This window comes from Streptomyces sp. NPDC040622 (assembly GCF_055593965.1).
Window position 1 is genome coordinate 256019 of record NZ_JBVIXD010000003.1, and the last position, 18938, is coordinate 274956.

General features: G+C 71.9%; 24 protein-coding genes. 15 read left to right on the forward strand and 9 right to left on the reverse strand.

The window, feature by feature from the left end; genetic code table 11:
* Positions 1-31: 31 nt before the first annotated feature.
* Positions 32-1384, reverse strand: coding sequence for a glycoside hydrolase family 26 protein (locus ACZ592_RS09540; protein ID WP_471580945.1), 1353 nt, complete (start codon positions 1382-1384; stop codon positions 32-34).
* A gap of 129 nt (positions 1385-1513) precedes the next feature.
* Here ACZ592_RS09540 and ACZ592_RS09545 point away from each other — a divergent pair, with 129 nt between their 5' ends.
* The gene (locus tag ACZ592_RS09545) at positions 1514-2815 is read left to right on the forward strand and encodes a carboxylate--amine ligase (RefSeq protein WP_471581404.1); all 1302 of its coding nucleotides are present in this window, start codon (positions 1514-1516) and stop codon (positions 2813-2815) included.
* Positions 2808-4055: an NAD(P)-binding domain-containing protein gene (locus tag ACZ592_RS09550; RefSeq protein WP_471580946.1), complete on the forward strand. Its 1248-nt coding sequence runs from the start codon at positions 2808-2810 to the stop codon at positions 4053-4055. The genes ACZ592_RS09545 and ACZ592_RS09550 overlap by 8 nt, the downstream gene beginning before the upstream one ends.
* Before the next feature lie 382 nt (positions 4056-4437).
* On the opposite strand, the gene ACZ592_RS09555 is transcribed toward ACZ592_RS09550, so the two are convergent.
* The 3 genes from ACZ592_RS09555 to ACZ592_RS09565 form a co-directional block, all read right to left on the reverse strand.
* Positions 4438-5286 (reverse strand): chaplin, encoded by an 849-nt coding sequence (locus tag ACZ592_RS09555; protein ID WP_471580947.1) that lies wholly within the window; start codon positions 5284-5286, stop codon positions 4438-4440.
* Positions 5287-5383: 97 nt separating this feature from the next.
* The gene (locus ACZ592_RS09560) at positions 5384-5575 is read right to left on the reverse strand and encodes a chaplin (protein ID WP_389313642.1); all 192 of its coding nucleotides are present in this window, start codon (positions 5573-5575) and stop codon (positions 5384-5386) included.
* Positions 5576-5885: 310 nt separating this feature from the next.
* Positions 5886-6296, reverse strand: coding sequence for a rodlin (locus tag ACZ592_RS09565; protein ID WP_471580948.1), 411 nt, complete (start codon positions 6294-6296; stop codon positions 5886-5888).
* 197 nt (positions 6297-6493) lie between these two features.
* Here ACZ592_RS09565 and ACZ592_RS09570 point away from each other — a divergent pair, with 197 nt between their 5' ends.
* Positions 6494-6859 carry a hypothetical protein gene (locus ACZ592_RS09570; RefSeq protein ID WP_471580949.1) on the forward strand — a complete coding sequence of 122 codons (366 nt, stop codon included), beginning with the start codon at positions 6494-6496 and terminating at the stop codon, positions 6857-6859.
* Between the two features lie 89 nt (positions 6860-6948).
* Positions 6949-7359: a rodlin gene (locus tag ACZ592_RS09575; protein WP_471580950.1), complete on the forward strand. Its 411-nt coding sequence runs from the start codon at positions 6949-6951 to the stop codon at positions 7357-7359.
* Between the two features lie 70 nt (positions 7360-7429).
* Here ACZ592_RS09575 and ACZ592_RS09580 read toward each other — a convergent pair whose 3' ends face one another.
* Entirely contained in the window at positions 7430-7576 is a 147-nt protein-coding gene (locus tag ACZ592_RS09580; protein ID WP_471580951.1) for a hypothetical protein, read from the reverse strand.
* A gap of 378 nt (positions 7577-7954) precedes the next feature.
* On the opposite strand from ACZ592_RS09580, the gene ACZ592_RS09585 reads away from it, so the two are divergent.
* From ACZ592_RS09585 to ACZ592_RS09605, 5 genes are all read left to right on the forward strand, one after another.
* A complete protein-coding gene (locus ACZ592_RS09585) occupies positions 7955-8899 on the forward strand; it encodes an LCP family protein (RefSeq protein ID WP_471580952.1) in 945 nt (314 codons plus the stop codon).
* 116 nt (positions 8900-9015) lie between these two features.
* Positions 9016-9423 (forward strand): rodlin, encoded by a 408-nt coding sequence (locus ACZ592_RS09590; protein WP_471580953.1) that lies wholly within the window; start codon positions 9016-9018, stop codon positions 9421-9423.
* 202 nt (positions 9424-9625) lie between these two features.
* Positions 9626-9847: a hypothetical protein gene (locus ACZ592_RS09595; RefSeq protein ID WP_471580954.1), complete on the forward strand. Its 222-nt coding sequence runs from the start codon at positions 9626-9628 to the stop codon at positions 9845-9847.
* Between the two features lie 156 nt (positions 9848-10003).
* Positions 10004-10402, forward strand: a complete 399-nt coding sequence (locus ACZ592_RS09600; RefSeq protein ID WP_471580955.1) for an ATP-binding protein — start codon at positions 10004-10006, stop codon at positions 10400-10402.
* Positions 10403-10554: 152 nt separating this feature from the next.
* A complete protein-coding gene (locus ACZ592_RS09605) occupies positions 10555-11058 on the forward strand; it encodes a hypothetical protein (protein ID WP_471580956.1) in 504 nt (167 codons plus the stop codon).
* Positions 11059-11108: 50 nt separating this feature from the next.
* Here the strand turns inward: ACZ592_RS09605 and ACZ592_RS09610 are convergent, their stop codons facing one another.
* The 3 genes from ACZ592_RS09610 to ACZ592_RS09620 are packed head-to-tail and all read right to left on the reverse strand — an operon-like array spanning position 11109 to position 12945.
* Positions 11109-11480, reverse strand: a complete 372-nt coding sequence (locus ACZ592_RS09610) for an Asp23/Gls24 family envelope stress response protein (protein ID WP_471580957.1) — start codon at positions 11478-11480, stop codon at positions 11109-11111.
* Positions 11477-12316, reverse strand: a complete 840-nt coding sequence (locus tag ACZ592_RS09615) for an Asp23/Gls24 family envelope stress response protein (RefSeq protein WP_471580958.1) — start codon at positions 12314-12316, stop codon at positions 11477-11479. The genes ACZ592_RS09610 and ACZ592_RS09615 overlap by 4 nt, the downstream gene beginning before the upstream one ends.
* Before the next feature lie 41 nt (positions 12317-12357).
* Complete coding sequence (locus ACZ592_RS09620; RefSeq protein ID WP_471580959.1) at positions 12358-12945, reverse strand: RNA polymerase sigma factor; 588 nt, start codon at positions 12943-12945, stop codon at positions 12358-12360.
* Between the two features lie 220 nt (positions 12946-13165).
* Here ACZ592_RS09620 and ACZ592_RS09625 point away from each other — a divergent pair, with 220 nt between their 5' ends.
* The 5 genes from ACZ592_RS09625 to ACZ592_RS09645 all read left to right on the forward strand — a co-directional run bounded on the left by ACZ592_RS09625 (position 13166) and on the right by ACZ592_RS09645 (position 17109).
* Positions 13166-13687, forward strand: coding sequence for an Asp23/Gls24 family envelope stress response protein (locus tag ACZ592_RS09625; RefSeq protein WP_471580960.1), 522 nt, complete (start codon positions 13166-13168; stop codon positions 13685-13687).
* Between the two features lie 79 nt (positions 13688-13766).
* Positions 13767-13952 (forward strand): hypothetical protein, encoded by a 186-nt coding sequence (locus ACZ592_RS09630; RefSeq protein WP_471580961.1) that lies wholly within the window; start codon positions 13767-13769, stop codon positions 13950-13952.
* Positions 13953-14071: 119 nt separating this feature from the next.
* Complete coding sequence (locus ACZ592_RS09635; protein WP_471580962.1) at positions 14072-15076, forward strand: DUF6286 domain-containing protein; 1005 nt, start codon at positions 14072-14074, stop codon at positions 15074-15076.
* Positions 15073-15657: an Asp23/Gls24 family envelope stress response protein gene (locus tag ACZ592_RS09640; protein WP_471580963.1), complete on the forward strand. Its 585-nt coding sequence runs from the start codon at positions 15073-15075 to the stop codon at positions 15655-15657. The genes ACZ592_RS09635 and ACZ592_RS09640 overlap by 4 nt, the downstream gene beginning before the upstream one ends.
* Before the next feature lie 453 nt (positions 15658-16110).
* The gene (locus tag ACZ592_RS09645; RefSeq protein WP_471580964.1) at positions 16111-17109 is read left to right on the forward strand and encodes a hypothetical protein; all 999 of its coding nucleotides are present in this window, start codon (positions 16111-16113) and stop codon (positions 17107-17109) included.
* Between the two features lie 142 nt (positions 17110-17251).
* Here the strand turns inward: ACZ592_RS09645 and ACZ592_RS09650 are convergent, their stop codons facing one another.
* Positions 17252-18067, reverse strand: a complete 816-nt coding sequence (locus tag ACZ592_RS09650) for an RNA polymerase sigma factor SigF (protein ID WP_471581405.1) — start codon at positions 18065-18067, stop codon at positions 17252-17254.
* A gap of 332 nt (positions 18068-18399) precedes the next feature.
* On the opposite strand from ACZ592_RS09650, the gene ACZ592_RS09655 reads away from it, so the two are divergent.
* Positions 18400-18933 carry a GNAT family N-acetyltransferase gene (locus ACZ592_RS09655; RefSeq protein WP_471580965.1) on the forward strand — a complete coding sequence of 178 codons (534 nt, stop codon included), beginning with the start codon at positions 18400-18402 and terminating at the stop codon, positions 18931-18933.
* Positions 18934-18938 lie beyond the last annotated feature (5 nt).

Genomic DNA, 18938 nt, shown 5'->3' on the forward strand with positions numbered 1-18938 from the left:
GAGGCTCCCGCCACCGCGGGCGCGCGGGGACTCAGGAGCTCTTCTGCTCCTTCCACCAGTCGAACTTCAGGCAGAGCTTGCCGCCCAGCCAGTACTCGACCCAGTCGCCGAACTCCACCGGCGTGCAGTTCTGCGGCTTCGGCGGCTCGGTCGGCTGCGTCGGCTGCGTCGGCTCGGTCGGCTTGTCGCGTCCGGAGAGCAGGTCCCGGTAGACCGCCGCGGAGGCGGGGTTCTCCTTGCACTGCCACACGCCGTGCGGGCAGTAGTCGGTGACCGTGTTGTACAGGGGCTTCTTCTCGTCCATCCATTCGAGCATGCGGCGCATGTATTCCTTGTTGTCGCCGTTGCGGAACAGACCCCATTCCGGATACGAGATGGGCTTCTTGTGAGCCGCGGCGAAGTCCACGTGCTCCTGGAGTCCATAGGGCTCCTTGACCTGCTCGTCGAATGACATTCCGCGCGGCTGGTCGTACGAGTCCATGCCGATGATGTCGACCACGTCGTCCCCGGGATAGCACTGCGTCCAGGGAATGGCGTCACGCCCCCTGCTGGGCGTGAAGTCGAACTGAAACTTCTGCCCCGGGACCGAACGCATCGTGGTGACGAGTCTCTTCCAGTACTTCTTCCAGGACTCCGGGTCCGGACCGCAGCGATGGGTGTAGGTCGTGCCGTTCATCTCCCAGCCCGGCACGATCACCGTGTCCGGCACGCCGAGGTCGACCAGGCGCTTGGCGAGCGTGCGGTAGTGCTCGTCGAAGTCGCCCGCGGCCCCCTGCTTCAGGAGCCCCGCCACCTCGGTGTCGCCGACGCCCTCCTCGTTGCGCTCGAGCATCGGGACGTTGAGGACGAAGAGCCGGTCGTCCTTCTCCTTGCGCCACTCGGCCCAGTCCTCCAGGAAGTCCGGGGCGCCCTCGATGTTGGACCAGCGGTCGCCGGGGAGGTACGTGTGCCCCACCCTCAGCTCGGTGCCGCCGAGCCATTCGCTGAGCTCACTGATGCGCTTGACGCCGCGCGGGCCGTAATCGAGGTACGCGCCGATGGCGGGCGCCTTCTCCGGCGCCTCTGGGCTCGCGGACGGCGCGGGACCGGCCGTGGCGGAGGGGTCGGAGGTGACTTCGGGGACGGTCGGGACTGCCGGGGTGCTCGCGGGTCGTGTCGGCTCGCCGGAGGCCAGGGGCAGCGGCACCGCCGGGTCCGTCACGAGGGGCGCGGCCGGCACCGGCGGGTCGGCGGGCGCGGGAGCCGAGGGAACGGACCCCACGGGATCACCGTCGCGCACGATGCCCACGGTGTGTCCCGGCACGGTGGCGAGGGCCACCGACGAGACGATTCCGGCAGCGATGAAGGCGAGACGTTTACTGCGTAGACGACGCTGTGGGGTCATACCTGCTCCTCGTTTTCCTACCTCACTTCACTGACACTCCGTCATATTTATTTCTATTGCGCCAATCGGGTTTCTAATCCTGTGTTCCATCACATCGCCCGCATGGGCGATCGATAAGCGAGGGTGACGTTGCAGCCTCTGGATACACGAATTCCTGCGGTCCTATTGCGGATCGACAGGAATCCCTTCCACCACGGCACGCTGGGTGCCGTGCGCTCCCTCGGGCGCGCGGGTGTCGAGGTCCATCTGGTCGCCGACGACCGGGCCAGTCCCGTCCAGCGCTCCAGGTACCTGCACCAGCTGCACGTCCCGCCCGCCCCCGGCGCCTCGCTCGCCGAGGTGGCGGCCGTGCTGCGCCGCGTCTCCCGGCGCCTCGCGGGTCCCGCCGTCCTCATCCCCCTGGACGACGCGAGCGCCCTCGCCGTCAGCGCCCTGTACGAGGAGCTCACCGACCGCTTCCTGCTGCCCCGGGTGGCCGGCGGCGTCGCCGAACGCGTGGCGGACAAGGCGACCCTGGCCCAGGTCTGCGCCCAGGCAGGCGTCGCGCACCCGACGACACTGGCCCCGGAGTCCGCCGACGAGGCCGCAGGCGCCGTGGACCACCTCGGCTCCCCCGCGGTGGCGAAGTGGAGCCGCCCCTGGCTGCTGCCCCAGGACGCCGGGCTGCGCAGCACCACGGTGATCGGCTCCCCGTACGAGGCCGCCGCACTGTTCGAGCGGCGCGCCGAGGCCGGCAGCCGGCTGCTCCTGCAGGCCTTCGTGCCCGGCGCCCGCGACGCCGACTGGTTCGTCCACGGGTGCGCGGGCCGGGACGGGGTCGTGCGCGGCGGGGGCACGGGCCGCAAGCACCGCTCCTGGCCGCGCTCCGCCGGGCTCACGGTGAGCGGCGAGTGGGTCGCGAACCCCGCGCTCTGGACGGCGGCCGCGCAGGTCGTGTCGGCCCTGGAGTACCGGGGGATCTTCGACCTCGACTTCCGCAGGGACGCGGTGACGGGCGCGTTCCACCTCATCGACTTCAACCCGCGCCCCGGCGCCCAGTTCCGCCTCTTCGCCGACGGCACGGGCACCGACGTGGTGCGCGCCCTGCACCTGGGCCTGACGCACCGCCCGGTCCCGGACCCGCGGCCGCTGCGGGGCCGCACGTTCCTGGTGGAGAACTACGCCCCGCTGACCGCACTGCGCGCCCGGTCCCGGCCCCTGCGGCGCACGTCGTCCCCGTCCGGCGAACTCGCCTGGCACGCCGGGGACGACCCGGAGCCCGGCGCCGCCATGCGCCGCCTGTGGCGCCACCACGTGGTGCGACGGCTGCGCGACGGCCTGGCCCACCGGTCGCGCGGGGTGCTGACGGCCCTGTCGATCAGGGCACGCGAGCACGCGCCCGCCGTCCTTCCCGGCACGACGAACAGAGAGCGAGCAGTCACCGATGCATGACCTGCTGATTGTCGGAGCGGGCCCCTACGGCCTTTCGGTCGCCTCGCACGCGGCGGCGGCCGGCCTGGACGTGGGGATCTTCGGCAGGACCATGGCGTCCTGGCGCGACCACATGCCGCGCGGCATGTTCCTGAAGTCGGAGCCCTGGGCGTCCGACCTGTCCGACCCCGCGGGCCGCTACGGCCTGGCCGCCTACTGCGCCCGCGAGGGCCTGCCCGCCGAGCACGGCCGCCCGCTGCCCATCGAGCACTTCGCCGCCTACGGCCGCTGGTTCGCCGAGCAGGCCTCCCCGCCGGTCGACGAACGCCTCATCACCTCCGTCCGCGAGGCCCCCGGCGGCTACGAGGCGCGCACCGAGGACGGCGAGGTCCGCCCCGCGCGGGCCGTGGTCCTCGCGGTGGGCGTGCTGCCCTTCACCGAGATCCCCCGGGCCGTCCGGGGCCTCGGCGAGCACGTCTCGCACAGCAGCCACCACGCCGACCTGCACCGCTTCCGCGGCCAGGACGTGACGGTGCTCGGCGCGGGCCAGGCGGCCCTGGAGACCGCCGCCCTGCTGGCCGAACAGGGCACCCGCGTCCGGATCCTCGCCCGCTCCCCGCAGGTCGACTGGAACACCGTGCCGCCGGCCTGGCAGCGCCCGTGGTGGGAGTCGCTGCGCGCCCCGCACACCGGTCTCGGCTGTGGCTGGCGCAACCGGTTCTACGCGCAGACCCCCGGCCTGTTCCGCAGGCTCCCCGAGCCGACGCGCGCCCGGGTCACCGAGGCCGCGCTGGGCCCCGCGGGCGCGTGGTGGGTCAGGGAGCGCGTCGAGTCCGGCGTCGAGGTGCGGGTCGGCCACGAGGTCGTGTCGGCCGAACCCGACGGCGGGCGGGTGCGGGTGAGCACCGGCGGTGGCCTGCGCTTCACCACGGACCACGTCATCGCCGCCACGGGCTTCAGGGCGACGACCGCCCGCATCGACGTCCTGGATCCGGCGCTGCGGGGCCGCCTGCGCTCCCTCGCGGACGGCACCCCGTACGTCAGCGACCGCTTCGAGTCCTCGCTCCCCGGCCTCTTCCTGGCCGGCCTGACGACGGCGTCCAGCTTCGGCCCCGCGATGCGCTTCGTGTACGGGTCGGCGTTCACCGCACAACGGCTGGTGCGGGGCGTCGAACGGTACGTGCGAAGGGGCCCCGGCGGCCTGCTCCCGGCCCAGCCGCACGGGGAGGACGCCCGGCGGACCGCGGCTTCCGCGCGCTGAACGGGTGGCGCGAGGCCGCGGCGGGGCGTGGCGCACCGGAGGCCATTTCCGGTGTTCCTGGCCTCGGTTCAGGTAGCGCGTCGCAGAGACGGCACCGGGCTCGGCTTCCGTGTACATGACTGGGTACGTGACGGGGTCCATCGAAGCCGAGCCACCAAACCCGGGCAGCTCGTACGGGTGACACGGTCGGCGAACGGGTGAACCCCGGTTCCCTCGCGGGCCGTCCGGTGATGCACTGAGTGCGCTTCATGGGACGGCCGGGTCGCTGCCCGCCAGCCGTCGGCGTTCCGCCGTGGGCGAGCGACATCCCGCAACGGGCCGGTCCCCACCTCCTTGAGCCGGCAGGGAAGCGATCTCGTCCGGACTTCCCTGCCGGCGCCCGCTACCGCCGGGCCGTGGCCATTCCCCGCCGGTACAGGATCGCCCCGCCCAGCAGCAGCCCAGCACTCGCGGCCGCAGCTCCGAGCAGGGTGCCGTCCGCTCCCGTCTCGGCCAGCCTGGCCCGGGGAATCTCCGCGTGGACCGACCGCTCGGCGTGCGTGCCCTGCGGTCCGTGGTGCGGCGCGGGGGGCGCCGCCTCGACCGGGGCCTCGGGCCGGGGGGCAGGGGGCACCACCGCGCGGGGCCGCGGGGTCGGCGCCTCGGGCGGCGAGACGGCCGGCGGCGTGACGGTTTCGGGGGTGTGCACGTGCGGGGCCTCGCCGCCGCAGTGGTTGCCCATGACTCCCGAGAGCAGGGACACGACACCCACGGCGTTGCCGCAGACGTTCACCGGCACGTCGACCGGGGCCTGCACGCTGTTGCCCGACAGGAAGCCGGGCGAGTGGGACGCCTCGCCGTGGGTGGCGGAACCGGCCGTGTGCTCACCGCCGCCGGGCGCGGAGCGCGCGGAGCCGTAGCCCTCGTCGGCGGGTCCGGGCCGTGCGGAGCCGTAGCCCTCGTCGGCGTGACTCTGCCGGTCCGCATGCGGGGCGGCGGGGGCGGAGTGGCCTTCGGAGGCACACGAGTTGCCGGTGGCCGGGTTGCCCACCGCGACGCCGTTCGCGGTGTTCCCGCAGGCGTTCACGGGGACGTCGAGCGGGGCCTGCACGCTGTTGCCCGACAAGAAGCCGGGCGAGTCCAGCGCCTGCCCGTTCGCCTCCGAGGCTGCGAACGCGTGGGTGCCGGACAGGGACAGGATGCTCGTGGCGGCCGCCGCGGAGAGCATTCCTTTGCTGAGGGCCTGTCGCAATCTAGTGGTCTTTCTCTGTCCGAGGGGGAGCCGGCCTTGGCGCCGGGAGGGCTGCCAAGACCGGCCGAGGCGCAGCAGGAACTACCGGTGCGCTACGTCAGTCGTTGGCGCAGGTGTTACCGAACGCCGGGTTCAGCAGCGCGATGACGTTCACGCTGTTGCCGCACACGTTGACCGGAACGTGGACGGGAACCTGGACGACGTTGCCGGAGAGCACGCCGGGCGAACCGACGGCCGCACCCTCGGCGCCGGCGTCCGCGAACGCCGGGGCGCCCAGGCTCAGCGCCATGACGGCACCAGCGATGATCGTTGCGCTCTTCTTGAGCTTCACAGCTTTTCCCTTCTTTCGGGTCACGCCTGAACGCCGGCCGAAACCGGGCGGGCAGTTCCTGTTCCCGCACCGTGACCTGAGCCCTACTTAACGAGCGGTAGGAGCGGAGGAAACCGCGAAGTTGACACCCTCCGGAAGTTCACTCGAATGCGAATCACCGGCGAAGAAGCATGAGAGGCAGGGGAGTTGACCCCTTACATGAGAAAGCCCGGGCCGCCCGAGGAGGAAGGGATTCGGGCGGCCCGAGCAATCTCGGCAGTGCGGCGGATCAGCCGTTGCCCACACCGTTGCCGGCGAGGACCGGGATGTCGCTGAGGATGTGCGACAGCGGCTCGTCACCCTTGGCCTGGGTGGAGTTCTCGGTGCACTGCTGGTTCTGCGGGGCCGACAGGACCGGGATGTCCTGGACGGCGATCGGCACGAGGCCGACGAGGGAGCCGACGTTGCCCTTGACCGGCAGGCCGACACAGGGCTTGTTCAGCGAACCCTGCACGAGGGAGAGCTGGGGGCTCATGTCGCCCTTGGTGGCCGAGTTGCCGAACACCTGCTTGGCGCCGTTGCCGCTCAGCGACGTGGTGCCGCCGTCGTCACCGATGGCCATAGCGGCGGGCGAAGCGGCGGCGGAAATACCGACGACGGAGACGGCGACCGCAGCCGCTGCCATTGCCTTCTTAAGCATTTGATGTTCCTTTTCTGGCGGACGCTCAGGTTACTGCGGTCTGCTCAACTCGCCCTGGCGCGTTTAGTTGTGGTCGTTCACTCCATCGGATCTTTCACGCTTCACCGTGCTGCCGAATCCGCCCCGCGCGTCAAGGGCCAGATCGGCATGAAGGTCGGATTATCCTCAGAACATCCGGCCGGTTCTGGAAGGAATTCATGAAGCGTGGGAGAGGCAAGGCCTCCGATTGGAGCGAACGGGAGCTGCGTCTCGTGGAACGGCTCGCGACCGTGCACCAGGAGCTCGAACGGGTGCACAGGGAACGCGCGGCCCTCGTCTCCTACGTGTCGCGGCTGCACGGCGGGAGTGTCGGCCTCCCCGACCGGTCGGGCGGGCGCTCGGTGCACATCGACACCGCCGCGGGCAGCCTGTCGTGGCACGTCGACGCCGAGGACGCGGACCTCCTGTCGGAGTCCGCGGGCCGGGCCCCGACCCGCTCCGGCGCGGCGGCCGAGACGCTGAACCGGCTGTCGTTCCTGCATCTGCACCGCCGGCCCAACCGGCCGGCCCGGCGCGGCCGATAGGCCATCGGAGTGAACCCCAGCAACTCATCACTCCTGAGGCAGTTGCTCAGGGTGCTCCTTGGACGGGGCTCACTCAGAAGGGAAATCCTGTGCTGAAGAAGGTTATGACCGCAGCCGCGGTCACGGCTTCCGTCGTCGGCATGTCGGCTGCTGCCGCGCCCACGGCTCTCGCCATCGGCAACGACGGCGGCACCGAGACGATGAGCGGCAACAACGCCATGCAGGAGTTCGGCAACTCCGCCACGTACGGCAACATGAGCCCGCAGATGGCGCTCATCCAGGGCTCGCTGAACAAGCCCTGCATCGGCCTGCCCGCCAAGGCCAACGTCGGTTCGCTCGTCGGCCTCGTGCCGATCGCGGTCCAGGACATCCCGGTCCTGTCGGCCCCGCAGAACCAGCAGTGCACCGAGAACTCCACCCAGGCCAAGGGCGACGAGCCGCTGTCGCACCTCCTGGAGGACATCCCGGTCCTGTCGGGCAACGGCGCGGGCAACAACTGACGCAGCCGACCACAGTTCAGCGGGCCGCCATCTCTCTCCTTGGCGGCCCGCTGTTCCGTGTTCCGAAACGTCAGTACCGGGGCCAGGGGTCGCGCTCGACCAGGCTGGTCCACTCGGGATCGGGGCGCCCGGGAAGTGTTCTCCCCTGTTCGCGCCATTTTCTGAGCATCGATTCGTAGATCGGGTCCGTGTGGCAGTCCGGGGACTGCCTGCTCACCGGAATGACACCTTGCCGCTTCCATGGTCCTGCGCGGTCAGCCATATGTCCTCGTCACGAGTGGGGGCGTCTCCGGTTTCGTTCCTGTCGAAGTCGCGAACGAAACAGCACCGTTGAGGCGAAAGAGTTGTTCACTTGCGCCACACTGCCTCCGCAAAGGAATGACGGGTCGGCCGGTCTACGGTTTCAGGGTTCCTCTTTCCCCTCACCCAATTTGCGGAGAACAGCATGGGGACGGTCTCCCGTACGCCTGGTCAAAGGCGGGCCGCGAAACGGCTCGGCATCGTCACCACGGGGATCGCGCTCGCCGCCGCCCTCACCGGAATCACTGCGGCCGCCACCCCTCTCCCTGTCCAACGCGTCGATGTCTTCGGCGGCATGAAGAATCGTCCGAACGACGGACCCGGTACGAATATTCTTCTGCTCGGGACGGACAGCCGCGCCGGGCTCACGAAATCCGAGAGAAAGCGGTTCTCGACCGGCCGCAGGGGCTGCGACTGCTCCGACACGATGATGCTCGTCCACGTGTCGGCGAAGGACGACCGCGTCAGCGTCGTCGGTCTCCCCCGCGACTCGCACGCCGTCATCCCCAGCCACCGGGACGAGACCACCGGCCGGCGGCGCGCGGCCCACCCCGCCAAGCTCAACGCGGCCTGGGCCGAGGGCGGACCCGCGCTGGCCGTGCGCACCGTCGAGCAGATGACCAAGGTCAGGATCGACCGCTATCTGGAGGTCGACTTCCGGCGGTTCATCGACGGCGTGAACGAGGCGGGCGGCGTACGCGTATGCACCCCGCGCCCCCTCAAGGACTTCGCGACCAAGATCGACCTCAAGCCGGGCACCCACCACCTGACGGGCGGCGAGTCCCTGCAGTACGTCCGCTCCCGGCACGTGGACAACAGCGCGGACTTCGGCCGCATCCAGCGCCAGCAGCGCTTCCTGGTCGGGGTGCTGAGCAGGCTCGCCTCCGAGCCCTCCTTCGCCGATCCGGTCAGGACCGCGCGCGTGGCCCGCGTCCTGCTCGGGTCCGCCCGCGCGGACCGCGGCTTCACCGCCGACGACCTGGTCGCGCTCGCCACGACCCTGCGGGGGCTCGCCCCCTCGGCGACCGAGTTCACCACGGTCCCCGTACGCGGATTCGGCGCGCCGCGGGACGGCATCGGCGAAACCCTCGAGTGGGACGGCTCCAAGGCCGCGAAACTCTTCGGCTCCCTGACCCGGGACCGCGCCCTGACCAGCCGCAAGTCCTCGGCGAAGCCCGCCGATCCGCCGCGCCTCGGACACCGGGTGACCTTCCGCGGCGACAAGGTCGCCTGCCCCTGACGTTCAGCACATTAATGAGCCGAACGGGGCACAAGCCGCAACCGCCCGGCCCATCACTCAGTTGATCACCATGCGGCTCCGCAGCGGGGCCTCTCTTCGAAGGGAACATCACCACCATGAAGAAGCTGTTCGCGACGGCCGCCATCGCCGCTTCCGTCGCCGGCATGTCCGCCGTCACCGCCCCGCAGGCCCTCGCCATCGGCGACGACCAGGGCACCACCTCGGTCAGCGGCAACGGCGCCGAGCAGACCTTCGGCAACTCGGCCACCCACGGCGACATGAGCCCGCAGATGTCCCTGGTCCAGGGTTCGCTGAACAAGCCCTGCATCGGCCTGCCCGCCAAGGTCAACGCCGGTTCGCTCGTCGGCCTCGTGCCGATCGCCGTCCAGGACATCAACGTCCTCTCGGCCCCGCAGAACCAGCAGTGCACCGAGAACTCCACCCAGGCCAAGGGTGACGAGCCGCTGTCGCACATCCTCAGCGACATCCCGGTCCTCTCGGGCAACGGTGCCGCCAACCACTGATCGGCGAGCACCCCGCCGCAGCCGGGGGAAGTGCCGGGACAGGCCCGCGGTCCGCTGACGGCGCCGTCCCGCCTCCCCCCGGCGGCGTCACCCGTCCGGCGGTCTCCGGCAGGCAGCCCCGTTCGGGACCCCGCAGCGTGGTGAGGGTTCGTGCGCATGACACCGACGTGTGCGCACGCCTCAACACCGAAGGGTCTGAAGGATGAAGCACATAGCCCGCGCCCTGACCGTTGCCGGGATCACCGCGGCACTGGCCGTCCCCGCCGCCGGCATCGCCGCCGCGGCCCCCGCGAGCGCTCCGGTCGCTCAGCAGACCGTGAGCCGGGACTGGGACGACGACTGGGACCACCACCATCACCACGGTGACTGGCACCACCACGGCCACGACCACGGTCTGCTGGACGTGGGCCTGGGCCTGCTCTGACGCCTGGCTCCTGCGGTGGCCGCCACGGATTCCGTGGCGGCCACCGCGCATTTCCGTGCGGATCGGACGAACCACCCGAACGACGTGTGTGGGCGCCGCGCCATCGGGCAGCCGAAGAGGAACGGTCCCCCACAAGATCGGTGGAAGTGATGCGCTGTGACCATCGACAGCACGCAGGACACCGGCCTCCTCACCTGCCCCCGGAGCCCGGGAGCGGCCCGGGACATGGTGCGCTCCCTGCTCCGGCAGGGTCCCGGGGCCGGCGGTGAGATGGCCGTCGCCGACGCGGTGCTCGTGACCTCGGAGCTGGTCACCAACGCGATCCGGCACGGCGGCGGACTGCGCGGGTTCGAGTGCCGCGTACGGTCCGGCTTCGCCGAGATCGCCGTCGAGGACGCCAACGACGCGCTCCCGGTGGCCCGCCCCCGCACGGCGCTCCTGGTGAGCGGCGGCCACGGCTGGCCCGCCGTGCGCCAACTGGCCAGGGACGTGAGCGTCACGCACCTGCCGGGCGGCGGCAAACGCATCGTCGCCCGCGTACCCCTGGCGGCGTGATCCCCGCCCGGTGAGCACCCTGCCGGCCCAGCGGGTGCGACACCCACCGTGTGGCTACCGGGAAGGCCGCCGGTGAAGCGGTTCCATGGGCGTCGAACACCTCCCGAGGTGTCCTACGTACGCCTCCCCTCCCGGAAGGGCCGGTCCCCGCGGTGCAGCGAATCGTCAAGACCCTCCTCGTGACAGCAGTGGCCGCGGCATCGGTGCTGCTGCCCGGCACGGCGAACGCCGCCGAGCGGCACGAGGTCACCCTGGAGCGCACGGCCGCGCTCGGCGCCGACGGCAAGGCGCTCGTCGCCGGCACGTACACCTGCGAGGGCTTCACCGGCCCCGTGCGGCTGCGGGTCACGTTCCGCACGGAGCGCACCCGCGACCTCACCCCGGCGGAGGCCGAGACGATGCAGGGCCTCTACCAGTGGCTCGGCGTGGCCGGGACGCCCGTCCCCAAGACGTCCACGGTGCACACCGCACGGGAGCGGATCCTCGACGGTTCGTGCGACGGCAGCGCGACGGCCCACCCCTGGCAGCACGGGTTCGCCGACGCGGGGACGCGGGGCGCCAAGGCGTCGGTCTCCGTGACGATGTCCTCGGTGGACACGCGTACGGCCGAGACGACGCGGCTCGCCGACACGGCGGGCGAGGTGACGCTCGGCTGAGGCCCCGGCTCACCGGGTGCCGCGCGGGCCCGCCCGTCGTACGCCGCCGGTCAGACCCGGCCGGTCACCGTCACCGAGACCTGGGCGGGATCCGGGTTCCCGGCCGTCCGCCGCAGCGCCGCGGTCACGGCGGCCCGCACCTCGCGGGTGACGTCCAGGGCCCGGTGGCCGCGGCGCAGGACGACGTGGACCTCGACGTGCACACCCGCTCCCGCGCCGGGCCGGGTGACCCGCACGGCCGAGGAGCGGGACGAGGCGGTCGCCGCCCCGTTCTTCGCCGGGTCCGCCGGGATCCTCGTCAGAGGATTGGCGGCGCGCAGGAGGTCGGCGAGGCCTGGGCGCAGGAAGGCGACGCCCGGCGTGCCGAGCACCGCCTCCCGGACGGCGTCGGCCAGAGCACCGGAATCGAGTTGTTCCGTCACGGCTGCCACCCCTCTGCGCTGTCGTCCCTGTCGTCCCTGTCGTCCCTGTCGTCCCTGTCGTCCCTGTCGTCCCTGTCGTCGATCAGGTCGGCGACCGTCACGTCGACGGTCGCGACCGGCATGCCGAGCTCGGCGTCCACCGCCTCGATGACCCGGTGGCGGACGCGGTCCGCGACGTCCTGGAGGTTCCAGGTGAGCGCCACGGCCACCTCCACGCGGATCCGTACGGGCCCGCGGTCCCGCGGCGTCGACGGTGTCAGCGGCTCGATGCGGCAGCTGCCCGCCCGTACCCCTGTCAGGGTCTCCGCGGCGGCGCGGACGGTCCGGGCGGCCGCGGCCTCCACGATCCACGCGTCCTCGTCCGGCTCGCCCAGCGGGAGCGTGCGGCCGGGGCGCAGTTCGAGGCGGACCACGTCCATGACGCGGCCGACGAGCGCGGAGGCGTCGGGCTCCGGCTCGCGCGGGTCCCCCTCGCGGGCGGCGGAGACGACGCCCTCCAGGCGCCGCAGCGTGTCGAGCGCGCCGGCGCAGTGCGGGCAGGTGGCGGCGTGCGGGTCGGGCTCGCCGTTCTCCGCGCGCTCCCACACGCTCCACAGCTCGCGCCCGCAGGGCAGCAGCTCGTTCGTGTCGTCGTCGAGGTCGGCGTCGGCGTCGGCGGGTGTGCCCCCGGTCGGCACGCCGCCAGTCGGTACGTCGTCGGTCGGCACGCCGCCAGTCGGTACGTCGTCGATCGGTACGCCGCCAGTCGGTACGTCGTCGATCGGTGCGCCGCCGGTCGGTACGTCGTCGGTCGGTACGTCGGTCATGGGTTGTTCGGTCACTGGTTCGTCGGTCATCGATCCGTCCTGCAGTGGGTCGTCAGGACCGTGCTCCTCGTTCACCGCCATGCGTCCATCGCCTCCGTGAGATAGCGCCGCGCCCGGAAGACCCGGCCCCGTACCGCCTCGGGGCTGATGCCGACCGTCTCGGCGATGGATTCGTAGGCGAGGCCGTTGAGCTCGCGCAGCACCCAGCACACGCGCTGTTCCGGGGAGAGCCCCTCCATCGCCTTGCCGAGTTCCGCCACGGCGGCGTGCGACTCGGCGACCCGGGACGGCGACGCCTCGTGCTCCGGTGCGTGCGGCTCGGGCACCTCCGCCAGGTCCACGGCGGGGCGGCGGGCCCGCAGGACGTTCAGGCAGCGGTTGGTGACGATGCGGTGCATCCACGTACCGAACCGCGCCTCCCCGCGGAACTCCGGCATCTTGCGCCAGGCGCTCACGAAGGAGTCCTGCACCGCGTCCTCGGCCTCCGTCCGGCTGCCGAGGAGCCCGGTCGCGAGCCGCAGCAGTCCCGGCGCGTGACGGCGCACGAGCTCCTCGAAGGCCTCTTCGTCGCCCTCGGCGGCCCGCACCGCCAACAGCTGGTCGTCGTGCGGTGAGGAATCGTCGGCTTCCTCCCGCGCTCTGCCCCGGTCGCCCGGCACACGCGGCTCCTCTCACTCAGTCGTACTCCTACGACACTCGGCGGGGCGTCCGCGTTACGCGACGCGGACGTTCTCCCCGCCGGAGAAGAAATTCCTCCGAGACGCGTAACGAATCACGGCCACTCGTGTCAGACAAGCGCCGGGCCGGGCACCCGGCCCCCAGTGCGATCGGACAGCAGGCGGACGGCGACACGTCCCCGACGACGAGGAGATGCCTCTCATGGCGACTCAGGAGTTCACTTCGACGACGGCCGCACCCGGTGGCGACGAGAAGCGCCTCGGCGGCGCCGCGCACCAGAGCGTGCCGGGCAGCACCACCGTGACGGGCCGCACCGGGGCCGCGGAGCCCGCGGCGACCCGAGGCAAGACCTCCATCGCCGACGTGGTGGTGGTGAAGATCGCCGGGATGGCGGCACGCGAGATCCCCGGCGTGTACGACATGGGTGGCGGGCTCTCCCGCACCATCGGGGCGGTACGCGACCGCGTGCCCGGCGGCCGGCCGAACGTGGGACGCGGCGTGAAGGTCGAGGTCGGCGAGCGGCAGACGGCCATCGACCTGGACATCGTCGTCGAGTACGGCGTGCCGATCACCGATGTCGCCCACGACGTGCGCGAGAACGTGATCTCGGCCGTGGAGCGCATCACCGGACTGGAGGTCGTCGAGGTCAACGTCGCGGTCAACGACGTACGGCTGCCCGACGACGACACCGCGGACACGGGCGGCGAGACGCGCGTGGAGTAGGCAGCCACCCTGACAGGCCACGGGCTCGGCTCCGTTGTCCCGTTCTACCGATGTCTCCTTCTGTGGTGTGAGGTGAGTGGTGAGCACAGCTCTGGTAGGCCTGATCGCCGGGATGGCCCTCGGGTTCGCCGGGTGGTTCGGCGGCTTCGGCGCCTTCCTCCTGGTCGCCGCGCTCGGCGCGGTCGGCTACGTCCTGGGACGTCTCGTGGACAACGGCACGGACATACGGGACTTCCTCGGCGGGCGTGAGCGGGGACGTCGATGAGCACGCCGGGTGCGCATGGCGCACCGCGTACGCATGGCGCACCGGATACGCCTGGCGCACCGGTTTCGCCGGACACACCGTCACAGGAACGAGGTTCGACCACCGTCGCGGACCGCGCGGTGCGCCGCATCGCCGAGCGGGCGGCCACGGAGGCGCTCGCGCCCGGCGAGGTCCGTGCCACCCGCGCCTCCGCGGCGGTGCGCGGCCGCAGGGCACGGGTGGCCGTCGCCGTGACGCTGCCCTACCCCGCGGTGCTCGACGACGCGGGCGAGCGCGTGCGGTCGCACGTCGCCGACCGCACGGCGCACCTCACCGGGCTCACCGTGCCCTCCGCGCGGGTCCGGGTCCGTGAGCTGCGCCCGCGCGAAGGGGCACCGGCGGAGGCGGCGGCCGTGCCGGAGCGTGCGGGTGGCGCGGGCGCGGCCCGTGCGCGCCGCCCGTGGTCCGAACGGCGCCTGCCCGTCGCGGTGTTGGCGCTGGCCGCCGCCGCGGCCTGTGGCGTGGTCCTCTACGACGTGCTGGCCGTGCACGCGGCCGACCGGGCCCCGTCCCTGTGGCGGGCCGACACGATGGACCGGCTCACCGCGCAAGGACCGGACGGCGCCGCCTGGCCCGGCCTGGCGGTGGCCGCCGGGGTGCTCGTCCTCGGCGTCTGGCTGCTCGTGCTCGCCGTCACCCCGGGGCGGCGCGGCCAACTCCCCATGCGCGCACCGGTGTCGGGGCTGCGCGCGGTCATCGACCGGAAAGCCGTGGCGTCGCTGGTGCGGGACGCCGTGACGGAGCTGCCCGGGATCACCCGCGTACGGGTCGACGCCGGGCGGCGCAGGGTGCGCGTACGGGCCGGGCTCGCGTTCGGCGAACCACAGTCCGCGCGGCGGGAGGTGACCGGGGCGGCGGAGCGGGCCGTGGCCTCCTGCGGCCTGGCCAGGCCGCCCCGGCTGCGTGTGCGGCTGCGCACCGAACCCGCCTGGCGCGCGCCCGCCCCGCCGGCCCCGGCCCCCGCCCCGGTGCCGCACGATCCAGCCGCGCAAGGCACCCCCGCACACGGGAGCACCGTCCAAGGGAACACCGCGCAAGGGAACACCGCGCAAGGGAGCACCGCGCAAGGGAGCGCCGACCGATGAGCCGACTCCGCAACGGCACCAACCGCACCGCGCTGTTCTGCACGGCGGCGGCCCTCGTGGGCGCGGGCGCCGTGCTGGCGTCCGCGACCGGCCCCGTCCGCGACCGGCTGCCGTCGGGCTGGCCGCGGCTCGGCACCGACCGGGTGTGGCTCGACGGCGGGGACCTCGGACGGTGGCGCGACCAGGGCTGGTGGACGCCCGGCACGATCGCCGCGCTCACCGTCGGCGTCCTGCTGTTCCTGGGCTGGACGCTGGCGCAGGCGCGCGGCGGTCGGCTGCGTGAACTCTCCCTCGGGCAGCCCGAGGTGACCCTGACCGGGTCCGCGCTGGCCGCGGTGATGGCCGAGCGGGCCGGCGCCATCGACGGCGTGGCCCACGCGCACGTACGGCTGCGGGGGAACTCGCGGCGGCTGCGCGTCCGCATCACGCTGGTGCTGCAGCCGGACAGTTCCCCCGAGACGGTCCTTCAGCGGCTCGCGGGGCAGACGGTCGCCGAGGCGAGGGCGGCGACGGCACCGCGCTCGCTGGACGCCGACGTACGCCTCTCCGTGCGGTCGCACAAGGCCAGGAGGCTGCGCTGAACGGCCCCCGGTGCCGACTGGAAGGCCCCCGGCGCGACCCGGCCGATCAACCCGGCGTCGTCACCCGGTCGTGTCACCCCGCGTGTCGCATTGTAAGAACGATTCTGCGCCATTAGGAGTCCTTCAATTTCTCCTGAAAGTATGGCTGTCGGGCGCGAAAATGAACCCGTTCGGCGGGCGCCTCACCCGCCTGAAGACATCGGACGGCGCAACCGTCCGACCAGCAGTCAGGCGGTAAGAATGACTCGCCTGCTCATCGGAGAAGTAGGGCCGACCGGAGTACTCCGCGACTGACGCCATTTCCTTCAAAGACGCTCATCCGTTCAGCCGGTCATGGAACTCAGGGACCGGCTTGAGCGACATGCCGTGCTCGCAGACATGTATTGCGAAGCGAACGAACGTGTCGTGGATGCGCAGTTGACACTTGAGGAGCTGAGAAAGAACAGAAACCGTGTGCTGGCGGCTCTCGCCGTCACCCTGGGCAGCGATACGGGCGCCGCCCACGTGCTCGGCCTGCCGGAGCGCGACGTGCGTACGGCACGCAAGGCCGTGAACCGCGAGGAAGCACTCGACCTGGCGACCAACGCGCTGGAGATGGTGGCGGCCGAGGCGGCCACCAACCCCTCGTACGTGGCCCATCCCGCACCGGGGGAACCTCCCGAAGGCCCGGAGCCCCGGGCCGTTCCGGAGCCGGTCGCCCCATTACTCGCGGAGCCCGTGGCGGCACCCGCGGCGCCCGTACGGGAGACCGTCGCGGCGCCCGCTCCCGCGCCGGCCCCGGCCCCGGCCCAGGTGCCCGCTCCCCCGCCCGCACCGACCCCCGCTCCTCCCGCTCCCGTGGCCGCGACGCAGCCGCAGCCGGCCATGGCTGCCACCGCGCAGGCGGCTCCCGCGGCCACGCCCGCTGCCCCGCACGTGCAGGTCGCGGCTCCCACGGCGGTACCCGAAACCGTCTCGTGGACCGCGCCGATGGACCATCTCCTGGTCCAGGGCTGGCACGAGGGGGTGAACCCCAGCGTGCTCGCCACTCAGCTGGGCTGCGATCTGTCGGCACTGGCACTCAGGGTGCAGGAGCTCTCCTACGCGGAGAGCGCACCTGCCCAGGCCGCATCGGCCCAGACCGAAGTCCGGACGGGAGGTGACTCTTGGGAGCCCGCGCAGGCTCCCTCGCGACAACCCGGGCGCCACCGGCGCCACCGAGCCAACGGGTCTGCTCATGGCATTTTCCCGCAAGAGACGATGACCCACCCCGATCTGCAGGGTCATCAGGGCCACCAGGGTCTCCAGGCCCACCAGGGTCTCCAGGCCCACCAAGGTCTCCAGGGCCACCAGGGCCTTCAGCAGGACGGCCACCCGTCGGGCCTGGCCTACCACCCCTCGTACGCTCCCGAGGGCCAGCCCGCGGACTACCACCTTCCCTACGGGGACGTGGCGTACCCGGTCGGCATGTGAACTGCCGGCGGGCGAAGGGAACGGACGGCGAACGGGCCGCCCTCGTGCCGTGAGAACACGAGAGCGGCCCGTCGATGCCGGTCCGTCAGAGCTGATCCGACGAGGACTGATCCGACGGAGCTGATCCGCCGGAGCTGATCCGTCAGCGTTCGTCGAGCATGCCGGAGCGCAGCCGTGCGAGCGTGCGCGAGAGCAGTCGCGAGACGTGCATCTGGGAGATCCCGAGCACCTCGCCGATCTGGCCCTGCGTCATCTCGCGGCCGAAGCGCATCTCGATGATCCGGCGCTCGCGGTCGCCCAGCTGCTCGACGAGCGGGGCGAGCGTGTGCAGGTCCTCAAAGAGGTCGAGTGCCGGGTCGTCCTCGCCGAGGATGTCGGCGTAGTCGCGGCCCTGCGAGCCGTCGTCCTGGCTGACGGGCACGTCGATCGACCCGGCGGTGTAGCCGTTGGAGGCGACGAGGCCGTCGTTGACCTCCTGCTCGCTGATGTCCAGGTGTTCCGCGAGCTCCTGCACGGTGGGGTCGCGGTCCAGCTCGCCGGCCAGCCGCTCCTTGGCCTTGGAGAGGTCGGCGCGGAGCTCCTGGAGGCGGCGCGGCACGTGGACGGCCCAGGTGGTGTCGCGGAAGAACCGCTTGATCTCACCGGTGATGTACGGCAGCGCGAACGTGCTGAACGCGACGTCGCGGGAGAGCTCGAAGCGGTCGATGGCCTTGATCAGGCCGATCGTGCCGACCTGCACGATGTCGTCGATGTCGCTGCTGCCGCCGCGGAAGCGCGAGGCCGCGTACTGCACGAGCGACAGGTTCATCTCGATCAGGGTGTTGCGCGCGTACTGGTACTCGTGCGTGCCCTCTTCGAGGTGCTGCAGCCGGTCGAAGAAGATCTTCGACAGGGAACGCGCGTCCTTGGGCGCCATGCTTCCGGCGTCCTCGACCCACGGCAGTTCGCTGCCGGACATCTCGTCCCGGGGACACGCCGTGCGCGCTTCCTCGTGCGTGGATGCTGCAGTCAACTGTGTAGGCGGCCTCACGTGTTCACCTTTGGTCGGGGACATCCGGCGGACCTTCTGCCGTACGTCCGTCGGGACATCTGACGCGACATCTGTCGAGACGTCATCAGTCCGCCTGCCCAATGTTGCCGAGGTTAAGCTCCCGGCTTACGAGTGAAGTTCGCGGAGGCGGTGCCGGAGCGGCCCGACGCACCGTTCCCCTCACCGGTCGGTGCTGTCACCATGCGGAGTCCAGGGTGTAGGGGGAGTCGCCCTCAGCGGGGGCGGAGCGGGAGGCGCACATGGCAGAGGTGTTCTTGCGGCGGCTGAGCCGTTGGCAGGCCGAGCAGCAGCGCGAGGCCGTAGCCGACCTCTACGTAGAGGCCTACCGCGGCATGTCCGGCGCGGAGTACGGCAACCGGCGGGACTTCCTGCGCCGCTTCGAACACGACGTGCAGCAGACCGATTTCGAGATGGTGGTGGCCGACGCGGCGGGCCTGGTCGGCTGCCTCTACGGGTACCGCGCCGAACGCGGCGGCACGTGGTGGGAGGCCTTCCGCTGTGTGCTGTCCCCCGAGGTCGAGGAACGGACCTCGTCGGGTCGGGTGTTCCTGCTGGGCGAGCTGATGGTGGCGCCCACCGAGCGCAGGACGGACGTCGCCGCCCGGCTGCGGACGCTGCTGCTGACCCGGCACACGTCGGACGTCGTCGTCGCCGTCATCAAGACGGACGACGACCGCAGGCGTGAGGTGCTGGAGGCGTGGGACTGGACGAAGCTGGGCGAGTTCGAGCCGGAACGGGAGGGGTGGCTGCGACCGCCGTCGCCGCTGCCGTGAGCGGG

What these genes read in the sequence shown, in the direction of transcription:
- ACZ592_RS09540 (WP_471580945.1), bottom strand. Translation starts at nt 1,384, where the DNA reads ATGACCCCACAGCGTCGTCTACGCAGTAAACGTCTCGCCTTCATCGCT.
- ACZ592_RS09550 (WP_471580946.1), top strand. Translation starts at nt 2,808, where the DNA reads ATGCATGACCTGCTGATTGTCGGAGCGGGCCCCTACGGCCTTTCGGTC.
- ACZ592_RS09560 (WP_389313642.1), bottom strand. Translation starts at nt 5,575, where the DNA reads ATGGCGCTGAGCCTGGGCGCCCCGGCGTTCGCGGACGCCGGCGCCGAG.
- ACZ592_RS09565 (WP_471580948.1), bottom strand. Translation starts at nt 6,296, where the DNA reads ATGCTTAAGAAGGCAATGGCAGCGGCTGCGGTCGCCGTCTCCGTCGTC.
- ACZ592_RS09570 (WP_471580949.1), top strand. Translation starts at nt 6,494, where the DNA reads ATGAAGCGTGGGAGAGGCAAGGCCTCCGATTGGAGCGAACGGGAGCTG.
- ACZ592_RS09585 (WP_471580952.1), top strand. Translation starts at nt 7,955, where the DNA reads ATGAAGAATCGTCCGAACGACGGACCCGGTACGAATATTCTTCTGCTC.
- ACZ592_RS09590 (WP_471580953.1), top strand. Translation starts at nt 9,016, where the DNA reads ATGAAGAAGCTGTTCGCGACGGCCGCCATCGCCGCTTCCGTCGCCGGC.
- ACZ592_RS09595 (WP_471580954.1), top strand. Translation starts at nt 9,626, where the DNA reads ATGAAGCACATAGCCCGCGCCCTGACCGTTGCCGGGATCACCGCGGCA.
- ACZ592_RS09615 (WP_471580958.1), bottom strand. Translation starts at nt 12,316, where the DNA reads ATGACCGACGAACCAGTGACCGAACAACCCATGACCGACGTACCGACC.
- ACZ592_RS09625 (WP_471580960.1), top strand. Translation starts at nt 13,166, where the DNA reads ATGGCGACTCAGGAGTTCACTTCGACGACGGCCGCACCCGGTGGCGAC.
- ACZ592_RS09640 (WP_471580963.1), top strand. Translation starts at nt 15,073, where the DNA reads ATGAGCCGACTCCGCAACGGCACCAACCGCACCGCGCTGTTCTGCACG.
- ACZ592_RS09650 (WP_471581405.1), bottom strand. Translation starts at nt 18,067, where the DNA reads ATGTCCGGCAGCGAACTGCCGTGGGTCGAGGACGCCGGAAGCATGGCG.
- ACZ592_RS09655 (WP_471580965.1), top strand. Translation starts at nt 18,400, where the DNA reads ATGGCAGAGGTGTTCTTGCGGCGGCTGAGCCGTTGGCAGGCCGAGCAG.